Source organism: Methanobrevibacter sp., assembly GCF_017410345.1.
Lineage (GTDB): Archaea > Methanobacteriota > Methanobacteria > Methanobacteriales > Methanobacteriaceae > Methanobrevibacter.
Genome location: NZ_JAFQQZ010000045.1, coordinates 86,036 through 102,944, shown reverse-complemented (window position 1 = coordinate 102,944; position 16,909 = coordinate 86,036). Strand labels below are relative to the sequence as shown.

At 33.3% G+C, this 16,909-nt stretch carries 21 protein-coding genes, 1 tRNA gene, 1 other RNA gene and 1 pseudogene; 23 read left to right on the top strand and 1 reads right to left on the bottom strand.

Annotated elements, in window-relative coordinates:
• Nucleotides 1-6 precede the first annotated feature (6 nt).
• The 13 genes and pseudogenes from IJE13_RS06630 (at nucleotide 7) to IJE13_RS06575 (ending at nucleotide 8,730) form a co-directional block, all read left to right on the top strand.
• Nucleotides 7-1,500: a DUF2779 domain-containing protein gene (locus tag IJE13_RS06630; RefSeq protein ID WP_292778511.1), complete on the top strand. Its 1,494-nt coding sequence runs from the start codon at nucleotides 7-9 to the stop codon at nucleotides 1,498-1,500.
• Between the two features lie 135 nt (nucleotides 1,501-1,635).
• Nucleotides 1,636-2,289 carry an Ada metal-binding domain-containing protein gene (locus IJE13_RS06625; protein WP_292778509.1) on the top strand — a complete coding sequence of 218 codons (654 nt, stop codon included), beginning with the start codon at nucleotides 1,636-1,638 and terminating at the stop codon, nucleotides 2,287-2,289.
• A gap of 285 nt (nucleotides 2,290-2,574) precedes the next feature.
• The gene (locus tag IJE13_RS06620) at nucleotides 2,575-3,423 is read left to right on the top strand and encodes an ion transporter (RefSeq protein ID WP_292778507.1); all 849 of its coding nucleotides are present in this window, start codon (nucleotides 2,575-2,577) and stop codon (nucleotides 3,421-3,423) included.
• Between the two features lie 16 nt (nucleotides 3,424-3,439).
• Nucleotides 3,440-3,502: pseudogene (locus IJE13_RS08730) on the top strand (zinc-ribbon domain-containing protein); the annotation flags it as partial.
• Between the two features lie 48 nt (nucleotides 3,503-3,550).
• On the top strand, nucleotides 3,551-4,387 hold the full coding sequence (locus IJE13_RS06615) for a hypothetical protein (protein WP_292778505.1): 837 nt from the start codon (nucleotides 3,551-3,553) through the stop codon (nucleotides 4,385-4,387).
• Nucleotides 4,388-4,422: 35 nt separating this feature from the next.
• Complete coding sequence (locus IJE13_RS06610; protein ID WP_292778504.1) at nucleotides 4,423-4,851, top strand: zinc ribbon domain-containing protein; 429 nt, start codon at nucleotides 4,423-4,425, stop codon at nucleotides 4,849-4,851.
• A gap of 117 nt (nucleotides 4,852-4,968) precedes the next feature.
• Nucleotides 4,969-5,109 (top strand): zinc-ribbon domain-containing protein, encoded by a 141-nt coding sequence (locus IJE13_RS06605; protein WP_292778502.1) that lies wholly within the window; start codon nucleotides 4,969-4,971, stop codon nucleotides 5,107-5,109.
• Nucleotides 5,109-5,219, top strand: a complete 111-nt coding sequence (locus IJE13_RS06600) for a zinc ribbon domain-containing protein (RefSeq protein ID WP_292778500.1) — start codon at nucleotides 5,109-5,111, stop codon at nucleotides 5,217-5,219. Before IJE13_RS06605 ends, IJE13_RS06600 begins: the two co-directional genes overlap by 1 nt.
• 113 nt (nucleotides 5,220-5,332) lie before the next feature.
• On the top strand, nucleotides 5,333-5,584 hold the full coding sequence (locus IJE13_RS06595) for a hypothetical protein (RefSeq protein ID WP_292778498.1): 252 nt from the start codon (nucleotides 5,333-5,335) through the stop codon (nucleotides 5,582-5,584).
• Nucleotides 5,585-5,630: 46 nt separating this feature from the next.
• A complete protein-coding gene (locus IJE13_RS06590) occupies nucleotides 5,631-6,461 on the top strand; it encodes a potassium channel family protein (protein WP_292778496.1) in 831 nt (276 codons plus the stop codon).
• Nucleotides 6,462-6,595: 134 nt separating this feature from the next.
• A complete protein-coding gene (locus IJE13_RS06585; RefSeq protein ID WP_292778494.1) occupies nucleotides 6,596-7,159 on the top strand; it encodes a hypothetical protein in 564 nt (187 codons plus the stop codon).
• Between the two features lie 55 nt (nucleotides 7,160-7,214).
• The gene (gene xseA, locus IJE13_RS06580) at nucleotides 7,215-8,471 is read left to right on the top strand and encodes an exodeoxyribonuclease VII large subunit (protein WP_292778492.1); all 1,257 of its coding nucleotides are present in this window, start codon (nucleotides 7,215-7,217) and stop codon (nucleotides 8,469-8,471) included.
• A gap of 28 nt (nucleotides 8,472-8,499) precedes the next feature.
• Entirely contained in the window at nucleotides 8,500-8,730 is a 231-nt protein-coding gene (locus IJE13_RS06575; protein WP_292778490.1) for an exodeoxyribonuclease VII small subunit, read from the top strand.
• 61 nt (nucleotides 8,731-8,791) lie between these two features.
• Here the strand turns inward: IJE13_RS06575 and IJE13_RS06570 are convergent, their stop codons facing one another.
• Entirely contained in the window at nucleotides 8,792-9,559 is a 768-nt protein-coding gene (locus IJE13_RS06570) for an archaeosine tRNA-ribosyltransferase (protein WP_292778488.1), read from the bottom strand.
• Between the two features lie 203 nt (nucleotides 9,560-9,762).
• On the opposite strand from IJE13_RS06570, the gene IJE13_RS06565 reads away from it, so the two are divergent.
• From IJE13_RS06565 to IJE13_RS06520, 10 genes are all read left to right on the top strand, one after another.
• A complete protein-coding gene (locus tag IJE13_RS06565) occupies nucleotides 9,763-10,206 on the top strand; it encodes a MarR family winged helix-turn-helix transcriptional regulator (protein ID WP_292778486.1) in 444 nt (147 codons plus the stop codon).
• 238 nt (nucleotides 10,207-10,444) lie between these two features.
• A complete protein-coding gene (hdrC, locus tag IJE13_RS06560) occupies nucleotides 10,445-11,368 on the top strand; it encodes a CoB--CoM heterodisulfide reductase subunit C (protein WP_292778484.1) in 924 nt (307 codons plus the stop codon).
• A gap of 21 nt (nucleotides 11,369-11,389) precedes the next feature.
• Nucleotides 11,390-12,274, top strand: a complete 885-nt coding sequence (gene hdrB, locus IJE13_RS06555; protein ID WP_292778482.1) for a CoB--CoM heterodisulfide reductase subunit B — start codon at nucleotides 11,390-11,392, stop codon at nucleotides 12,272-12,274.
• 399 nt (nucleotides 12,275-12,673) lie between these two features.
• Nucleotides 12,674-12,943 (top strand): DUF749 domain-containing protein, encoded by a 270-nt coding sequence (locus tag IJE13_RS06550; RefSeq protein WP_292778480.1) that lies wholly within the window; start codon nucleotides 12,674-12,676, stop codon nucleotides 12,941-12,943.
• The gene (locus IJE13_RS06545; protein ID WP_292778478.1) at nucleotides 12,940-13,467 is read left to right on the top strand and encodes a DUF2096 domain-containing protein; all 528 of its coding nucleotides are present in this window, start codon (nucleotides 12,940-12,942) and stop codon (nucleotides 13,465-13,467) included. Before IJE13_RS06550 ends, IJE13_RS06545 begins: the two co-directional genes overlap by 4 nt.
• Before the next feature lie 101 nt (nucleotides 13,468-13,568).
• Nucleotides 13,569-14,285 carry a metallophosphoesterase gene (locus IJE13_RS06540; protein ID WP_292778475.1) on the top strand — a complete coding sequence of 239 codons (717 nt, stop codon included), beginning with the start codon at nucleotides 13,569-13,571 and terminating at the stop codon, nucleotides 14,283-14,285.
• 64 nt (nucleotides 14,286-14,349) lie between these two features.
• Nucleotides 14,350-14,751: a CBS domain-containing protein gene (locus IJE13_RS06535; RefSeq protein WP_292778474.1), complete on the top strand. Its 402-nt coding sequence runs from the start codon at nucleotides 14,350-14,352 to the stop codon at nucleotides 14,749-14,751.
• Nucleotides 14,752-14,972: 221 nt separating this feature from the next.
• An RNA gene (gene ffs, locus IJE13_RS06530) (signal recognition particle sRNA) lies at nucleotides 14,973-15,286 on the top strand.
• Between the two features lie 155 nt (nucleotides 15,287-15,441).
• Complete coding sequence (locus tag IJE13_RS06525; RefSeq protein WP_292778472.1) at nucleotides 15,442-16,557, top strand: acyltransferase family protein; 1,116 nt, start codon at nucleotides 15,442-15,444, stop codon at nucleotides 16,555-16,557.
• Nucleotides 16,558-16,691: 134 nt separating this feature from the next.
• Nucleotides 16,692-16,775 (top strand) — tRNA-Ser (locus IJE13_RS06520).
• The last annotated feature ends 134 nt before the right edge of the window (nucleotides 16,776-16,909 follow it).

Below are 16,909 nucleotides of genomic sequence, written 5' to 3'. Positions count from 1 at the left end.
TCAATTATGAATAAAGTATATTTATCAAAATCCAAGTATTGTCAATGTGTGCAATGTGAAAAGATTTTTTGGTTAAGCAAATACAAACCGGATGAGGAAGCAGGTGAAGACAAGACAGTACTTTTTGAAAATGGAAGAAAAGTAGGGGAACTTGCAAAAGGATTGTTTGGAGATTATGAAGACATAGAATTTGACATAAATCTTTCTAATATGATAGAAAAGACAAATGAACTACTTCCAAACAAGCCAAATATAATCACAGAAGCTTCATTTACCTATGACAACAATTTCTGCAGTGTAGACATCCTTAAGAATGATGAGGATGGAGTGGAGATCTATGAAGTGAAAAGCTCCACAGGAATCAGGCCCATTTACCTGGATGATGCTTCTTATCAATATTATGTATTGTCAAATTTTGGTCTTAATGTGAAAAAGGTAGCTATTGTTCACATAAACAATAAATACATCAAAGAAGGGGAACTGGATTTAAGCCAATTGTTCACCATAAAGGACATAACAGATATTGCAAAGCAGAAACAGAATGAGATTATAAACAATATAGATAAGATCAATAAGTTCATGGACGCTCATGATGAAGACAATGAACCGACCAAAGAATTAGGAGAATATTGCTTTGAGCCATATCACTGTGATTTCTGGAACTATTGCACTAGAGACTTGCCAAGACCTAATGTCTTTGACATAAAGGGCATGAACACTGAAGAGAAGTTCAAGAAATACAATGAGGGAAAGATATCATTTGAAGACTTGAAGGATGATGACATCAACCCAAGATACTTGGAGCAGATAGATTTCGAGCTCAACGATAGAGATCCTAAGATAGAAAAAGATGCGATAAAGGAGTTTTTAGATTCTCTCAACTATCCGTTGTATTTCATTGACTATGAGTTCTGCCAGCATGCAATACCGCAACTTGAAGGAACAAGGGCATATCAGCAGATACCTTTCCAATACTCATTGCATATAATAAGAGAAGAGGGAGCCCCACTTGAACATAGGGAATTTCTGGCACAGGCAGATGATGAAAACATCATCAGACACTTTGCAGAAAGTCTAATAGATGATATAAGGGACAATGGTAGCGTAATTGTCTATAATAAGGCCGCTGAAGCCGGACGAAATAAGGAAATCGGAAGATTATATCCTGATTTGAAAGATGAAATGGGAAGAATCAATGGAAATATGGTTGATCTTATGATACCATTCAAGAACAGAAACTATTATGTGAAGGAAATGAAAGGATCCCATTCGTTGAAATATGTTCTTCCAGCATTATATCCGAATTGTCCTGAGCTTGATTACCATAACCTTCCTGTGGTGCATCAGGGAGGAGAGGCAGCAGAAGCATTTCTGAAATTAAGTGAAAAATCAAAAAAAGAGCAAGAGATAATTAGGGAAGGATTGCTTAGATATTGTGAACTTGACTCTCTTGCTATGGTAAAAATTTGGGAGAAATTTAGAGAAGTATTGCAAATCTAATTCTCTCATAAAAGTAATTTTTTCAAAAAGACATTAACTTAAAAAAATCTTGGATTAATATTTAATTATGCCCAAATTTATAAATATGTCTTTTTTTAAATCATTAATTACTGATTATTTTTTAAGAGGATCATTATGAAAATTAATTTTAAAAATTTTTTTATGGGGTTTATTTTAATTTTACTTCTTATTTCTGCACTGAATATTGTTTCAGCTTATGATATTGATTTGATGGAAATTGAAGGAGGTTGTATTTCAACAGGGGGAGGATTAGAAGATAAAACTTATGCAATTATCTATGTCGGAGAAGAATATTCTGGTGCCGATGTTCTCATACAAATTTTTTATTCTCGAGATGGTTCTCAATTAAATCCTGGAAATAAGGTTCAAAAAACTGTTGATGATTTTGGTTGCATTGAAGTTCGAAGTGCAAATGCATTTAAATATTTCCCTGATTTTGCAGAAATTAATTTATATGATTCTAATGGTTATTTAATTGATTCACGAAATGAAACTTTATTAATTGATAGTGGAAATCAAACTTTTGGAGATTTTGATTTATCCGATTATTCATCAAGAGGAACTGTCGGATCATCAAGCAGTGGCAGTACAACCACTTACCATAGTGGTACTTCTAACAGTTATGTAGGAAATGGTAATACTGGAAAATTCCATGCTCCAGGCTGTGATAGTGTTGATAAGATGAAACCTTCAAATAAAGTTTATTTCTCAAGTCGTGATGAAGCGATAAATAGGGGTTATTCCCCTTGCCAACGTTGTTATCCTTGATTCTATTTGGCATTTCTAACCCATAATTTTTTAATAATTCTGCTCTTCACATAACCTTATTTATTAAGCCATTTTATCATATCCATTAATTATTTCATAAGGCAGGGAATAAAGTGCTTAAAAGTAGATATATCGATTTTTTGGGATTTCTGTAAATGCGATTTTCTCATAAACATAGTAGAAAATTTTTCTAATTTTTTCAGTTAAATCACAACTTATAAATATTTATATTAATAAACTTTTATTTAACTTATTTTTAAATAATTTAAACTATGGATTGTTTATATGAATATAAAAGACATTAAACCTTATCTGGAAGTTATATTTGATATTTTAGTAATCATAGATTTAATTCTAATTGTCATTTCCTTACCGATAAGGGGTCTTCATTTGGTTGATTATGCTGGTTTTGTAAAGTATTTTGACCTAACAATCTGTGCTCTTTTACTCATTGAATTTTTCTATGGATTATTCAAAACAGAAACCAAAGCCAAATATTTCAAGGAACATTTCTTAGATTTAATAGCTTCAATACCATTTGATATAGTGGCTATTGCACTAATAGGAACAAGCTCTAAATTCTTGAATGTAACTCGTTTCTTAAGGTTGATAAGGGTTATCAGAGTGTTTAGGGCTGTAAATATTGTAAAAAAATATAATTTGGAAAAGGTCATCAGACGTACAGGTGTAGATAAGATTTTTCTTGTTGTAGGTGTATTGGTAGTTGTATTCACAGTTTTATTAACATATACAGGCTCTACTAAAAACATATCTGACAGTCTTTATTTTGTTTTGATAACATTGACCACTGTTGGTTATGGCAGTGATGGGTTCAATGATCCTTTATCTAGATTTATTACATTATTCTTGATTCTACTTGGAGTGTTGGTGTTCAGTGTAATCACAGGTACAGTATCTTCAGTCTTTACAGACAGGTTATTGGAAGAGGGAATCAGCATTGATGATAATTTGCACTTTATAAATCAAAAATTGAATTTTCATGAGAGGGAACTTGAAAAGAACAGAAAGGAATTGACTAAAGTTAAAGAGGAATTGGAAAAATCCAATGAACTTAATGAGGAATTGAAACAGCAGTTATCTGAATTAAAAGACTTAATTAAAGAAAATAATTGAAAAAGGGGGTTAAACAATATTTTGCACTAATTGTGGCTGTGAATTAGAGGATAATGTTAATTTTTGCACAAACTGTGGGACTGCAGTAAGAGAATATACTAAAGAAAATGTAAAATCTTCTGGAGGATTGTTTAATAAGAAACCAACGGACCAAAAAGAGAGAGAAAAACTGGCATTAAAGGAAATCAAAACCTATAAAGATAATAATTATCAAAAATTTAGAAGAATCATTCCAAGATATGGTCTTTTAACCATGAATGCTGTAGATGCCAGATATTTCGACAAGGTTATGAAGATAATTAAAAAGGAAATCAAAAATGAGGGATTAGGAATAGAAGGTATAGAACCAAGAATTCATGAACTCTTTACTGAAAAATATGGGACACCAGTAAGCCAGGAAGAGGCTAATGAAAGAATCAATCAAGCCAAACAGCAAGAGAGAATTGCCAAGGAAATAAAATTGGAACAGAAATTTGGAGTTCCATTTCAAAACAGGCTTTGGTTTAAATGTTCAATAGAAGAGATCAGGCATTCCACTTTCTCAAATACCAATGAAAGAGATCTTATGGATTGTTATATTATTTTGGAAGATACCTATATGTTGGTTGTCAAGGAATCCATGTTCCTGAAATCAAAAATGGGGAATATAAAAATTTTTTATGACAACATTGCGGGAATTGACTATGATGCCCAAGGATTGCTTAATTTAAGTAATAGTATAGATATACATTTAAAGTCATCTGGCAAAGTTCAATTGAAATATGTTAATGATGAAATGGTAAATTTAATAAATGGCAAATTTAATGAGTATATGGAGAATAAAACTAATTACAGTAATGATGATATGGGAAATAAAAGTAACAGTAATGTTGACGATCTTGTAAAAATTGCAGAATTATATGAAAAAGGATTATTAACCAAAGAGGAATTTGAAATTAAGAAAAAGGAGTTGTTCAATAATTAAAACTAAAATTTCATTTGACATATGGAGGGGATATGATGGGATTATTTGACGGTCTTAAAGAAGCATCAGAAATTGGAAAAAACTATGAATGGAAATTAGGAATCGCACCAGCATTAATCACAATAGAAGATAGTTATATTCATTTGAAGACTGGTGGTAAAGAAGTTAATATTTTCTACAAGGATATTCAAAAAGTAGAGAATAAACTTACCAGTATTGAAATAAAAACAATAACTGACAAATACCAATTAAATCCTAAAAGAATAAGAGGGGCTAGAGATAAAACCGCTGAGCTGTATGCAGAAATAATTGAAAAGATGAATCAACAAAAAGCACCACAAAATATTCCAGCAGATGCTAACGAAGATTCAAATACAGCCTCTTTTTGTGGCAGCTGCGGTCAAAAATTAGAGGCCAATGAAAACTTCTGCCCAAATTGTGGGGCTAAAACTAGAAAACTTTAATAATTTTTTCAATTTATTTTCTCTTTTTAATAACAATTATTTTTCTTTTTTTCTTTTTTCAAAAACTTTTATAAACTCCCACTATAATACTACTATTAAGTAAAGGGAGGAACTATCATGAATTGTCCATTCTGTGGAGAATACATAAACAATGGAGACTTAATCTGCCCACATTGTGGAGCGGATCTAAGCTCCTACTACGATGAGTACGAAGAGAACCAAGATGACAATGGCATCTGGTTAATGGGGGTGATATGATGGAAGAATGTCCTTATTGTGGCAAGCTTATAAATCCTATAGAGCTTATCTGTCCTTATTGTGGTGGAAATGTGGGATGGTATTTTTATCCTGATGAGGAAGATTATTAAATTACTTTCCAAATGCTCTTGTTCTTTATTTATAAACAATCAAAACCAATCTTATTTTACATATGGTAAACGCTTTTTTTAAATCATGGGTTAATTTATTTAGAGGTCTTACCATGAGAAGAATAGATGAATTAACTTCAGAAATCAATGAATCCACTATACAATTACAAGATATCAAAGATCAAATGAGCAAGCAATTCAAAGAGCTCTGGAAGCTTCAATGTAAAAAGGATATGGGGCATGAATACGATAAAGACAGATATGAAGACCTGATGTACAATCACAAGGTGCTTCAACAAAAGAGAAGACGACTTATCACCCATATCAACTACTTGAACAAGGAATTCTTTGAAATTTTAATATAGATTTATTTATTGGTAAAAAGAGAATAATAAGCAGGAAGGTGAAAGATTGAAAGACTACTTTAAGAAACTTGACATAATCCTTACAATACTGGTCATATTGGATATTCTGCTTATTCTAGGATCCCTTTTATTTAACTTAAGCTCAGAATACATAAATTTCATCCTATTGTTTGATACGGTTCTATGTATAATCCTGATAATCAATTTCATAATGAAGCTTAAGAAATCAAGGGATAGGAAAGCCTTCTTCAATAAGTATTGGCTGGATTTGTTCGCATCATTTCCAATTGCCCTCCTTGTTTTGCCTTTTATGTTAAGCACATTATATGCTTATCCTGCAATTGTTCTGGTCCGGCTTTTAAGATTGATTCTGCTCTTTAGAATATTTTCAAAATTTGTTGAAAGGATATTGGATGCCACTTATCTGGACAGGATAATAGCTGTTTTCATAGTCATCATCCTAGGTTCCATTATTGCATTGTATTGCTTCGATCCGAACATCAAGACCATCTTTGATGCGGTCTGGTTCGTATTCCAGACAATCACTACAGTCGGATATGGGGATATGATTCCTACAAGCCCTATAGGAAGGTTCATTGGACTGATAGTCCTTATAGCGGGAGTGATGATGTTTTCAGTATTTACAGCATGCTTTGCCTACATCTTCAATGACAAGGTCTTCAAGAAGGAAAATGAAGAGTTCAATCAGAAGATGAACACACTTAAGGACAACTTGAATGAGACCAAATCATCAATCGATGAGATCAAGAGGAAGACAATTTTAAATGAGGATGAATTGGCTGAAATGAAAGAAACTATCAATAATCTGTCCGAGCGTATAGATTACCTAATTGACATTGTTGAGAAAAAGGAATAAGCTTATTTAAATTAAAGATTCTTTCAATTAAAAATAATAATCTAATTATAAGCTATTATTTAATTATTCATTATTTTAATTATTTGGTATCAATTTCTTTCACCATTTTAAGATGATGATTTAGGAGTCATAAGATGAAAGATTTTCACAAGATAGCAAATGAGATTGCAAAAGCTCCAGATGAAAACCTGTCATGGGAGGATAGGTTGAATGAACTAATCAAGTTCAGGTCTTACCTTAAGGAGTATTATGACTCATACAACAAAACTTATACTGATTTTTTAGAAAAAATAGAAAATGAAAATGACCTGGAAGAAAAATATATCTTGGAATATGACTTCAAGAAGGAAGTCTTAAGCAAGGACTACAATTTGGATGGATTGAACTATCTTCTTGTGAATATCATATTCAAATACAAGCTTTTTATCGAAGATTATAACGAATATGTGAATCTCCTTAAGGAAAAGTACGATGTTGAGCTTAAGGCTGATTGGGAGAAAATATTGTCTAAGAAGGATTTGGATCTTCTTGAAGCACTTAGCTTGCTCAGTTTCATTCAAAGATCCGATTATTGGGATTATGAGCACATGCCGCTTTCATATGCCATTTTTGATGGTACCATTTATAACATTCTGGAAAGCATTGAAAATCATATTGGTAAGGAGAATATCGAGTTCTTGGAGATATTCGTAAAGTAAAGTCTTATAAATAAGCAAACATATAAACTTTGTATAAAAGTATTGGGGTTATGTAATGAAAGATGAATATATGTCAGTATCTCAACTTACAGAGTATATAAAGAGTTTGATAAGTTCCGATTCGAATTTGAAGCGAGTCTATGTAAGGGGAGAAATATCTAATTTTAGGCGTTCCTCACCAGGACATTATTATTTCAGTTTAAAAGATAAAGGCAGTGTCATTCCTGCGGTAATGTTTCGTGGCAATGCCCAATTTCTAAAATTTGAGCCTGAAGATGGTATGAAGGTTTTGGTAAGCGGATATGTGGATGTTTATAATCCTTATGGAAGGTATCAATTATTTGTTAATAAGTTAACAGAAGATGGAAAAGGTGAATTATACATCGCTTTTGAACAATTGAAGAAAGAGCTGAAAGAAGCAGGTTATTTCGATGACTCACTAAAAAAGCCAATACCAAATTTTCCCAAAAGGGTTGGTGTTGTCACAGCTCCTACCGGTGCGGCAATCAGGGATATTGTGATTACAATAAAACGAAGATGGCCTTTGTGTCAAATCATTCTGTTCCCATCTCTTGTTCAAGGAAAATTGGCGGCCAACAATATTGTAAAGCAGATATACATAGCAGATAGGGAATTTGACTTGGACACCCTTATTGTAGGCAGAGGGGGAGGAAGCATAGAAGATTTATGGGCCTTCAATGAAAGAATCGTTGCAAAAGCTATTTTAGGGTGTGAAACTCCTGTAATAAGTGCAGTGGGGCATGAAACCGATTGGACCATTGCAGATTATGTGGCAGACTTAAGGGCGGCCACTCCAACTGCAGCTGCAGAACTTGCAGTTCCAGATATTAATGAAATAAAGTCAAATTTGAATAATTTTAATTCAAGAGCAAATAAGACCATTGCAAAACAGGTATCTGATAACAGGGAAAAACTTGAAAAGATCAAGCAAAGGCCTAGGATAAAAAATCCTTTAAGGATTTATCAGGAGAAAATTTTGGATTTGGAGAACATAAGAGGAAAATTGGAATCATCTTCCAACAAGTTGATTCGAGATAGTCAAATACGTCTATCTAATGCAAAAAGTTCAAATGTTTTTAGAAATCCGCAATCGATATTGGAAAGAAAAAACAATAATTTAGTAAGGAATATGGATAAATTGGAGATTTTAAATCCTTTGTTAACTCTAAAGAGAGGTTATTCTGTAGCAAGGACAGGAGGGAAGGTAGTGTCTTATGCTAAGGATTTGGAAAAGGATGATATAGTTGAACTGGAATTTGAAGATGGTAGAGTCAATACAAGAGTTTTATAATAATTTTAAATTAATTAAAGGTGATATGATGGTTGAAGAAAATGAGAAAAATTTTAGTTTTGAAGAGAATTTAGCAGAATTGGAAAGAATCGTAGCAAGATTGGAATCAGGTGAAGTTCCTTTGGATGATGCAATAGAAGAGTTTAAAAAAGCTATGGTATTGGTAAAGGAATGTGATGAAAAATTAAATGCTGCTGAAGAAGCCATTGCAAAAATAGTAAAAGACAATAAAGATGTAGTCGATTTTGATGTGGAATAGATTTATCTATTCAAAAATAGTATAAAGAAGATTAATTCTTCTTTATTTTAACTTTTTTTAATTAATAAACTTGAGTATACTCCAATAAATACTCAGAATAATTTTTATCAAGTATCCTAAGTGCGGAAGCATACTGTGGGCTTGTGGCAGACCTTTCCTCTACAAGGTTCCTTAGACTGCTGTTTTTCATGTGTTCCCTGACTTCCCTTAAGACGAAGTCAATAGTGTTCTTATTATATGCTTCAAGTTCCTCCCTAGTCATTTCATAGACTTTATAAGTTTCAAGATCATAGTTCTTGGTTGGGCTCATGAGCACATTGATATAGCTGTAGTACTCTCCAATGTCATCGAAGAATGCGTCCACTCCCATGTATGCAAGAAGCGGAATGAACTGGGCCTCTGCAAATGGGAATATGAGATAGCTTGATGATTTCATGTTTTGCCTTAATGCAACAATCAGGTCAACCAAGTCCCTTGGGTGAAGGAGAAGGTCATCTGCATTCGCTATGATGAATCCGTTGTATCCGAGCTCTTCAAGTTCCTTCAGGCATTTGATTCTTAAATCAATGTATTTGCTTCCTTGGATTACAGCTATTTCCTTATCTTCGACATCTTTTGCCTTTTCAATGGTCTCTCTTACGCTCCACTCGGCTATTTCCCTTTCAACATCATAGGCTGAAGACTCGTCATCAGCTATATTAAAATCATCCTTGTCTATTATCAATGGAGTTTCCATATCTCCAAGCTTTCCATATCTACCGGGGCCGTCATGGCTTTTGATTTCAAACTGTTTCATTTTATCTAAAATTCCTTCCTTTTTATGATTCATTTAATTATCTATTCCTCTTATTAATTAATATTTTTGCAATTAAAATTCATTTTTAAACATACTTAATTAACTTAAGTAAGTTAAATAACTTTTTATATATTAAAAAATATAGAATTAGATATACTGTATAATGATGATTACAAAATTTTTATCAAATGTTCAATTTGAAAAATTTTTCCTTTCAATAAAGGGAGGGATTTTTTATGACTAAAAAAGAGACTATGATCCCAGAACATGTAAATTACTTAATGAACTTGTTAAAAAGCTATGAAATGTTCTTTAGAAAGAATATGGACACCATGGATATAAACATCGGTGAAATACCAATCCTATTAGAGATTTATTCTAATGAAGGCCTTAATCAGATAGACCTTGTAAGACAGTTCCATGTGACTGAAGCAAACATAAGCAAGACCACCAAGAACCTATTGGTCAAAGGTCTGATTACCAAGACAATCGATGCTGAAAACAACACAAAGAAAATATTGCTGTTGACTGAAGAGGGAAAGGAAGCCTGCCACATATTGCTTGACATCTTTGAAGAGTGGAAGGATGCAATAAAAGGGAATCTTCCATCAGAAGAATTATATACCTTTGCAGATACTTTGAAAAAGCTTTCCGAGAATTCAGTCAGTTCAATGGATTAATCTCCATTGCTTTTTTTACTTTTTTTATTCTATTTTTTTATCATATTTTTTATTAATGTAACTGAATCTTCTTTTTTTATTTTTTTCATCCCATTTTCCATTCATTTAAGGTCTGCCTAAAGGGTGTCACCTTTTAGGTTACACTTTCAAAATTTTTCAAAACCTTTATATACTATTCTAATATAATTATAATTAAGGACGTGAGGTAAACCTATGATTGTCCTAGGTGTGTTTTTCAATGTCTGTGTTAGATACTCTTAAATCCCTCATTGGTAGGGCAGAAAAAGATATAGAAGAGAATTTATCTAAAGAAGCAGAATCTGTTGAAGAAGCTGCTGATGCTATACAGACATCTTCCGAAGAGGAAATTGAAACTAAATCTGATTCTGAAGCTATTGAAGAAGTAGCTGAAGCAGAAGAAGAAGCTCCTGTTGAAGAAGAAGCTGTTGAAGAAGCAGTTGAAGAGGTTCCTGAAGAGGAAGTTTCTTTAGATAATGCGGAAGAATCATTAGATGATAAACTTTCAGAAGATGAAGAGTCTTTGGAAGCGGCTGCTGAAGAGGCTGTTGAAGAAGAAGCTTCAGAAGAAAATGAAGAGAGCGATAATATGACTTTATTAAAAGAAAATGATATATATTCAATGGATGATATTGATAAAGAATTTACTCAAAAATTCGTTGATGCTGGAATTGAAACTGTAGACCACTGTTTCCAATGCGGTACCTGTGGTGGAGGATGTCCTTCTGGTAGAAGAACTCCTTACAGAGTAAGACAAATTGTAAGAAAATGTTTATTAGGACTCAGAGAAGAAGTAGTATCTGATCCTGCATTATGGATGTGTACCACCTGTTACACCTGTCAAGAAAGATGTCCTAGAAGCGTAAAGATCGTAGACATCATCAAAATGGCACGTAACGAAGCAGCTAAAGCTGGTTACATGGCAGATGCTCACAAAGCAACTGGTTCCTACGTAATCAAATTTGGTCACGGTGTACCAATCAACGACAAAACCAAAGATTTAAGAAAAGCTATTGGACTTGATGAATTACCTCCAACAGTACATTCATTCCCTGAAGCATTAGAAGAAGTCCAAAAAATCTGTGCAGCATGTGAATTTGATAAATTAATCGGTTACAACATGGAAACCGGTGAATTAGAATAGATTGATTAAGGAGTTATTATTATGGAGATTGCATATTTCTTAGGTTGTATCATGAACAACCGTTACCCTGGTATCGAAAAAGCAACTAGAATCTTATTCGATAAATTAGACATTGAATTAAAAGACATGGAAGGAGCTTCCTGTTGTCCTGCACCTGGTGTATTCGGATCCTTTGACCAAACCACCTGGGCTACCATTGCAGCACGTAACCTCGCAATTGCAGAAGAAATGGGTGCAGACATCATGACCGAATGTAACGGATGTTTCGGTTCCTTACGTGAATGTGACCACTTATTAAAAGAAAACCCAGCTAAAAAAGACGAAATCAACGCTATCTTAGCTGAAACCACTGACAAACAATACAAAGGTGAAATCAAAGTAAGACACTTTGCAGAAATCTTATACAACGACGTAGGTCTTGACAAACTTTCTGAAATGTTCACCAAAGACTTAGGTATTAATGTAGCAGTACACTACGGATGCCACTTCTTAAAACCTACTGCTGAAGTAGGAATTGAAGAATCCGCAGAAAACCCAACCATCTTAGATGAATTAGTAGAAATCACTGGTGCTAAATCCGTACCATACAAAAACAAAATGATGTGCTGTGGTGCAGGTGGAGGTTTAAGAGCAAGAGACATTGATGTAACCTTAAGTTACACCAAAGAAAAACTCGACGCTATGGCTGAAGCTGGTGTAGACGCTATTGTAGAAGTTTGCCCATTCTGTCACTTACAATTCGATGTAGGTCAAACTGAAGTTAACGCAAAATACGGAACTGACTTCGCATTCCCTGTAATGCACTTAGCTCAATTATACGGATTAGCTATGGGATTAAGCGCAGACGAATTAACTTTCGACGCACAATTAATCGACGCAGCTCCTGTACTTGCAAAACTCGAATAAGCAGACAAGCTTTTGAGCCTACGGCTCAAAACCTTGACCAAAATTCTTATCACTTTATGTGATAAGTATTTTTTCTTTTTTTTAAACAATTTTTTTTAGTTCGTATATTAATCAACTATTTTTGGATTTCCAATATTAAAAAATGGATCATGATTGTCAATATTGTATGGAATTATTTGTATGATGCTAAATTGATTTAATGAAATTGAATAATTACAATGTATAAAAATTATTAGTATAATAATAAACTATATTAATTACTATAACTAAAAATATATTCATATAATTTATTATTATATAAAATTATATAGATTTGGATAATAATTAACTGGCTTTACTGGGATAATGACTGGTCTTGCCAGCATTGAATTTTATGAATTAAGAATTAGGAGAAATAATATGTTTATTGCAATTTTAGGTGGAATATTTAGATTCAAGGACCTTCCTGAAGAATATGGGCCTTATGTACAATTTAAAGCAGCTATTGAAGGTAGAGATGAGATTAAGGATCAAGATGAAATCGCTATTCTAGACATTACCGGCACTGGTAGTCACCATGTTCTCTTCCTAGACAAATACAACAATCTCAATGAGATCAAAAGAGAATTGAGAGAAGCTGACGCAAAAGTCAATGTCACTACCTTAAAAATATTGGAAGGACATTTATGAGTACATTGCCTATAGAACAATCTTGGCTGGTTATTGCTAACCTTTCATCAGAGCTTCACAAGAAAGGCATTCCAATTCCAAATGAATTGAATAAGGACTTGGGCTTGGTCAAATCCCAGATTGGATTTTATAAGAAGGATCCTTCCCATCCGGATATGATCAATGAGATGGCTAAGGCAGACATGTCCTTGAATGAAATCCAGGGAATATTGCTTTCCCTTGCTGAGGAGTATGACAAGGAATTCTATGAGGAATGGTTAGACAAGCTTCAAAGGGCAAACAGGGGTGAAGAGATCTTCAAGCTTTCAGACACCCAATCCAGATTCATTTTGAATGTTCCTCCAGGATTATCCTATGCAAAGATTACTTTAAGAAATCCAATTTCAGAAGATAGAATACAGGAAATAGCTGAATATTATGGTCTTATAATGGAGTTTGACAGTGACTTGACAATTGCATTGTATGGTGAAAAACCGAAAATCCAATTGGCCTTAAAGGAAATGGCTCCATTTTTCGCAGAATAAACATAATGAATAAAAGGATTATTCTTTTTTTCTAATTATTTTTAAATTATTTTATTATAGTCAATTTAATATGAATTTTAAAGTTTTAAGGTTGTTTTATAATGAAAATTTTAGCAATTAGTGATGTGCACGGTAAGAAAAGCGAAAGCTTGATAAATTACCTAAAACAAAATGATGATATTTCTCTAGTATTGATTGCTGGAGACATTACTGATTTCAGTATTACTGAATTTGAACCGCTAAGCTTTGTAAAGCCATTCATTGACGAACTCGTTGAGGAATGTGACGTGGATGTTTTTGCAATTCCAGGTAACTGTGACCCTGCAGGAATCTGCAATGCAATCAAGGAAAGCGGTCCTGATGAAAAGCCTGCGTTCTGTTTGCATAATCAATTGATCGCTTATGAGAATGTGGTCATTATGGGCTATGGGGGATCCAATCCTACTCCATTCAATACTCCTGGAGAGATTGATGACGATAAGATCTATCTCCATGTATATGAGCTATTGGCTGAGTATGATTACATTGGAAACGATGAAGTTCCTAGAGTAACCATATTGCTTACTCATGCCCCTCCATATGACACCAAGGCAGACACAATTGAAAGCGGCGCTCATGTAGGAAGCCAAGGGGTTAAAAAGCCTATTCACGAATTCCAGCCTAATATAAACATCTGCGGTCATGTGCACGAAGCATGTTCCATTGACATGGTGGGAAACACCACTGTTGCAAACCCTGGAAGACTTGAAGACGGTCATGCCATTTTGATTGAAGTAGATGAAAATGCTATGTATACCATAGGAATTGTTTCCTTATAATTAATTTTACAGATTAGGAATTGTTTCCTTATGATTAACCGATGAATTTTTGGAGGTTTAGACAATGTTAGAGAAGACTAAAGTTAAAGACTTGATGACAAAAGACGTCTTGACAGTTGACTGTGAAGAGGCAACTGTTTTTGCTTTTGAAAAATTAATGAAGCATAAGATAAGTGCAATGCCTGTTGTTGACGATGGAAAGATGGTCGGTATCGTAACCGCTACCGATTTAGGTCACAACTTGATTTTAGACAATTATCAATATGGTACCAAAGTGAAATCCGCTATGGTTAAGGACGTTGCATGTGTATCTTCCGAAGACACCATTAAAGATGCAGTTTCTGTAATGTTTGACAATGCTCCTGGAGACAGCATCATCAACCAATTGCCTGTTGTTGACGATGGTGAGCTTGTAGGTATCATATCTGATGGAGATATCATTAAAATATTAAAAGAATACTTATAATTCTTTTTCTTAATTTTATTTCCATTTCTTTCTATTTCTTAATTATTTTTAATTCTTAATTCAATTATTTTAATCTATTTTTTAACTATTTTTCTTAATTTTTAAATTTATTATATTTTTTCTAAATTCGATTTTTCACGCCTTATTTTTAGAAATAAAGCCATTTTAGTTAAAATATTTTTTCATTAATAAACTTTATATAAGATTAATATAATATATTATAATTGGCTAGACTGGAGGGTTAGGAGTCCTCTGTAAGCACAAATCTCCTTCGGTGCGGTCGAAATAGAGGAGGCGGCATTTGGATTCAATCAGGGCCTGTGAAGCTGATGTCGAAGCCCCGTCCTGCAGGATCAATGGTGTCAAGGATATTACTGGAGGGTAATATTCAATTGGCTTTATTGTGGGAACGTGTCAGGCCTGGAAAGGAGCAGCTCTACCGCTTACAGCTGATGCTTGTAGAACCGCGGGGTGGAGTTAGTTTTTCAGATAACTTTGGTTGATGAAGGGTGTCCACTTCTCTATGTGCCACTTAAATGACTTCTTTTTTTAATATTGTTTTTTAGGATTATCAATTATCTTTCAAATAAATATATTTCTTTTAGCATTTTCTTAAAATCCTTACTTTTCTATATTAACTATTTATATCTATAATTAGATAATTTAATATGTAAATACAGGATTGTTACTATGGCGACCAAATCTAAAAGAATTTTCTATTTTGATGCCTTAAGGGCACTTGCAATTATTTCAGTCATATTGATACATATCTATACCGTAACTAGAGGATATGTTCTATCTGGATATGGCACCATTCCATCATTCGAGTGGATCTATACCCAGTTTATAGGAAACAGCTTTAGGATTGGTGTAGACTTGTTTTTGGTATTGTCTGGTGCTCTGTCCCTTGGAAGAGATTGGACAATAAAATCATTTTTATCAAAGAGATTGCCTAGAATAATCTCTCCATTCCTGTTCTGGGGAATCATATTAAGCATAATTCTGATTTCATTATCATATTTCTTGAATTATCCGTATGTAAGTTCCTTTAGTTTAATGAGCATTTTAACATTTGTATATAATGCATTCATGGCAAAATCATTGGGATTTGCTCCATATTGGTTCTTCTGGATGATTCTTGGAACCTATCTGATTATGCCTATATTCAATAAGTGGATTCTCCATAGTGATTTGAAGGAATTGGAATACTTCCTCGCAATCTGGCTTTTGACTTGCCTTTTCACATTCACTTTAAAGACAGATTTTCCAGTCAAGCTCATATACTTCTTCAGTCCAATCGGCCTTGTTGTTTTAGGATATTATTTGAGGTACACTGAAAGGAAACTGTTGAACAATCCTTATTTTGGAATATTATTAATTGTTCTATCAAGTCTTTCAATGCTTGCATTCAGCTATATGTTTTCCACAGACCATAGCTTTTATAATTTTGACAGATATTCATTCCTGACAGCCATTGAAGTCATTGGAGTGTTCATCCTATATAAGAACTTCAACAAATTCAGCATTGGTTTCTTAACAGATGAGAAATCCTATCTTTACAGATTATTTGTCGATAAGGATAGCATTTTCAAGAGATTCACATTCACTTTGGCAAGGTACAGCTATGGAATATATCTCATCCACACTGCTATATTGTCCATTATTTTCAGATCCATAAGCATTAGCTACTTTAATTATACAAGCTATTTCATCACACTATTCATTTTGGATGTGATCATTTCAGTGATTGTAATGAGTCTTTTGTCAAGGATTCCTTATGTAAAGGATTGGATTGGAGCCAAATAACAAATCCAAAAAACGAGTAATAAATAAGATAAAATGCCCTAATTCCTAAAAAGAAAAAGTTTATATAATAAGTAAATATAAAATAGTAATGTTGTATTTAATACACAAGATTAAATTACTTTTTTTTATTTTCAGTCGGGATGGCCCAGCCTGGTACGGCGTCGGACTGCTAATCCGATGGTCAATAGACCTCCGGGGTTCAAATCCCCGTCCCGGCGCTTTTCTAATATTTCTATTTTTATTTAATTTCTATTTATTTCAACTATTTTAAAAAAATAAGAGTTTTAATTAATTATTTTTCTATAGCATCAATAATTAATTAAAACTGAATAATAGGTTATTTATGAAATTA

Bases quoted from the DNA above. Each gene is read 5' to 3' on its own strand.
- IJE13_RS06630 (WP_292778511.1), top strand. From the start codon at position 7: ATGAATAAAGTATATTTATCAAAATCCAAGTATTGTCAATGTGTGCAA.
- IJE13_RS06625 (WP_292778509.1), top strand. From the start codon at position 1,636: ATGAAAATTAATTTTAAAAATTTTTTTATGGGGTTTATTTTAATTTTA.
- IJE13_RS06620 (WP_292778507.1), top strand. From the start codon at position 2,575: ATGAATATAAAAGACATTAAACCTTATCTGGAAGTTATATTTGATATT.
- IJE13_RS06610 (WP_292778504.1), top strand. From the start codon at position 4,423: ATGGGATTATTTGACGGTCTTAAAGAAGCATCAGAAATTGGAAAAAAC.
- IJE13_RS06605 (WP_292778502.1), top strand. From the start codon at position 4,969: ATGAATTGTCCATTCTGTGGAGAATACATAAACAATGGAGACTTAATC.
- IJE13_RS06600 (WP_292778500.1), top strand. From the start codon at position 5,109: ATGGAAGAATGTCCTTATTGTGGCAAGCTTATAAATCCTATAGAGCTT.
- IJE13_RS06595 (WP_292778498.1), top strand. From the start codon at position 5,333: ATGAGAAGAATAGATGAATTAACTTCAGAAATCAATGAATCCACTATA.
- IJE13_RS06585 (WP_292778494.1), top strand. From the start codon at position 6,596: ATGAAAGATTTTCACAAGATAGCAAATGAGATTGCAAAAGCTCCAGAT.
- xseA (WP_292778492.1), top strand. From the start codon at position 7,215: ATGAAAGATGAATATATGTCAGTATCTCAACTTACAGAGTATATAAAG.
- IJE13_RS06575 (WP_292778490.1), top strand. From the start codon at position 8,500: ATGGTTGAAGAAAATGAGAAAAATTTTAGTTTTGAAGAGAATTTAGCA.
- IJE13_RS06570 (WP_292778488.1), bottom strand. From the start codon at position 9,559: ATGAATCATAAAAAGGAAGGAATTTTAGATAAAATGAAACAGTTTGAA.
- IJE13_RS06565 (WP_292778486.1), top strand. From the start codon at position 9,763: ATGACTAAAAAAGAGACTATGATCCCAGAACATGTAAATTACTTAATG.
- hdrC (WP_292778484.1), top strand. From the start codon at position 10,445: ATGTCTGTGTTAGATACTCTTAAATCCCTCATTGGTAGGGCAGAAAAA.
- hdrB (WP_292778482.1), top strand. From the start codon at position 11,390: ATGGAGATTGCATATTTCTTAGGTTGTATCATGAACAACCGTTACCCT.
- IJE13_RS06550 (WP_292778480.1), top strand. From the start codon at position 12,674: ATGTTTATTGCAATTTTAGGTGGAATATTTAGATTCAAGGACCTTCCT.
- IJE13_RS06545 (WP_292778478.1), top strand. From the start codon at position 12,940: ATGAGTACATTGCCTATAGAACAATCTTGGCTGGTTATTGCTAACCTT.
- IJE13_RS06540 (WP_292778475.1), top strand. From the start codon at position 13,569: ATGAAAATTTTAGCAATTAGTGATGTGCACGGTAAGAAAAGCGAAAGC.
- IJE13_RS06535 (WP_292778474.1), top strand. From the start codon at position 14,350: ATGTTAGAGAAGACTAAAGTTAAAGACTTGATGACAAAAGACGTCTTG.
- IJE13_RS06525 (WP_292778472.1), top strand. From the start codon at position 15,442: ATGGCGACCAAATCTAAAAGAATTTTCTATTTTGATGCCTTAAGGGCA.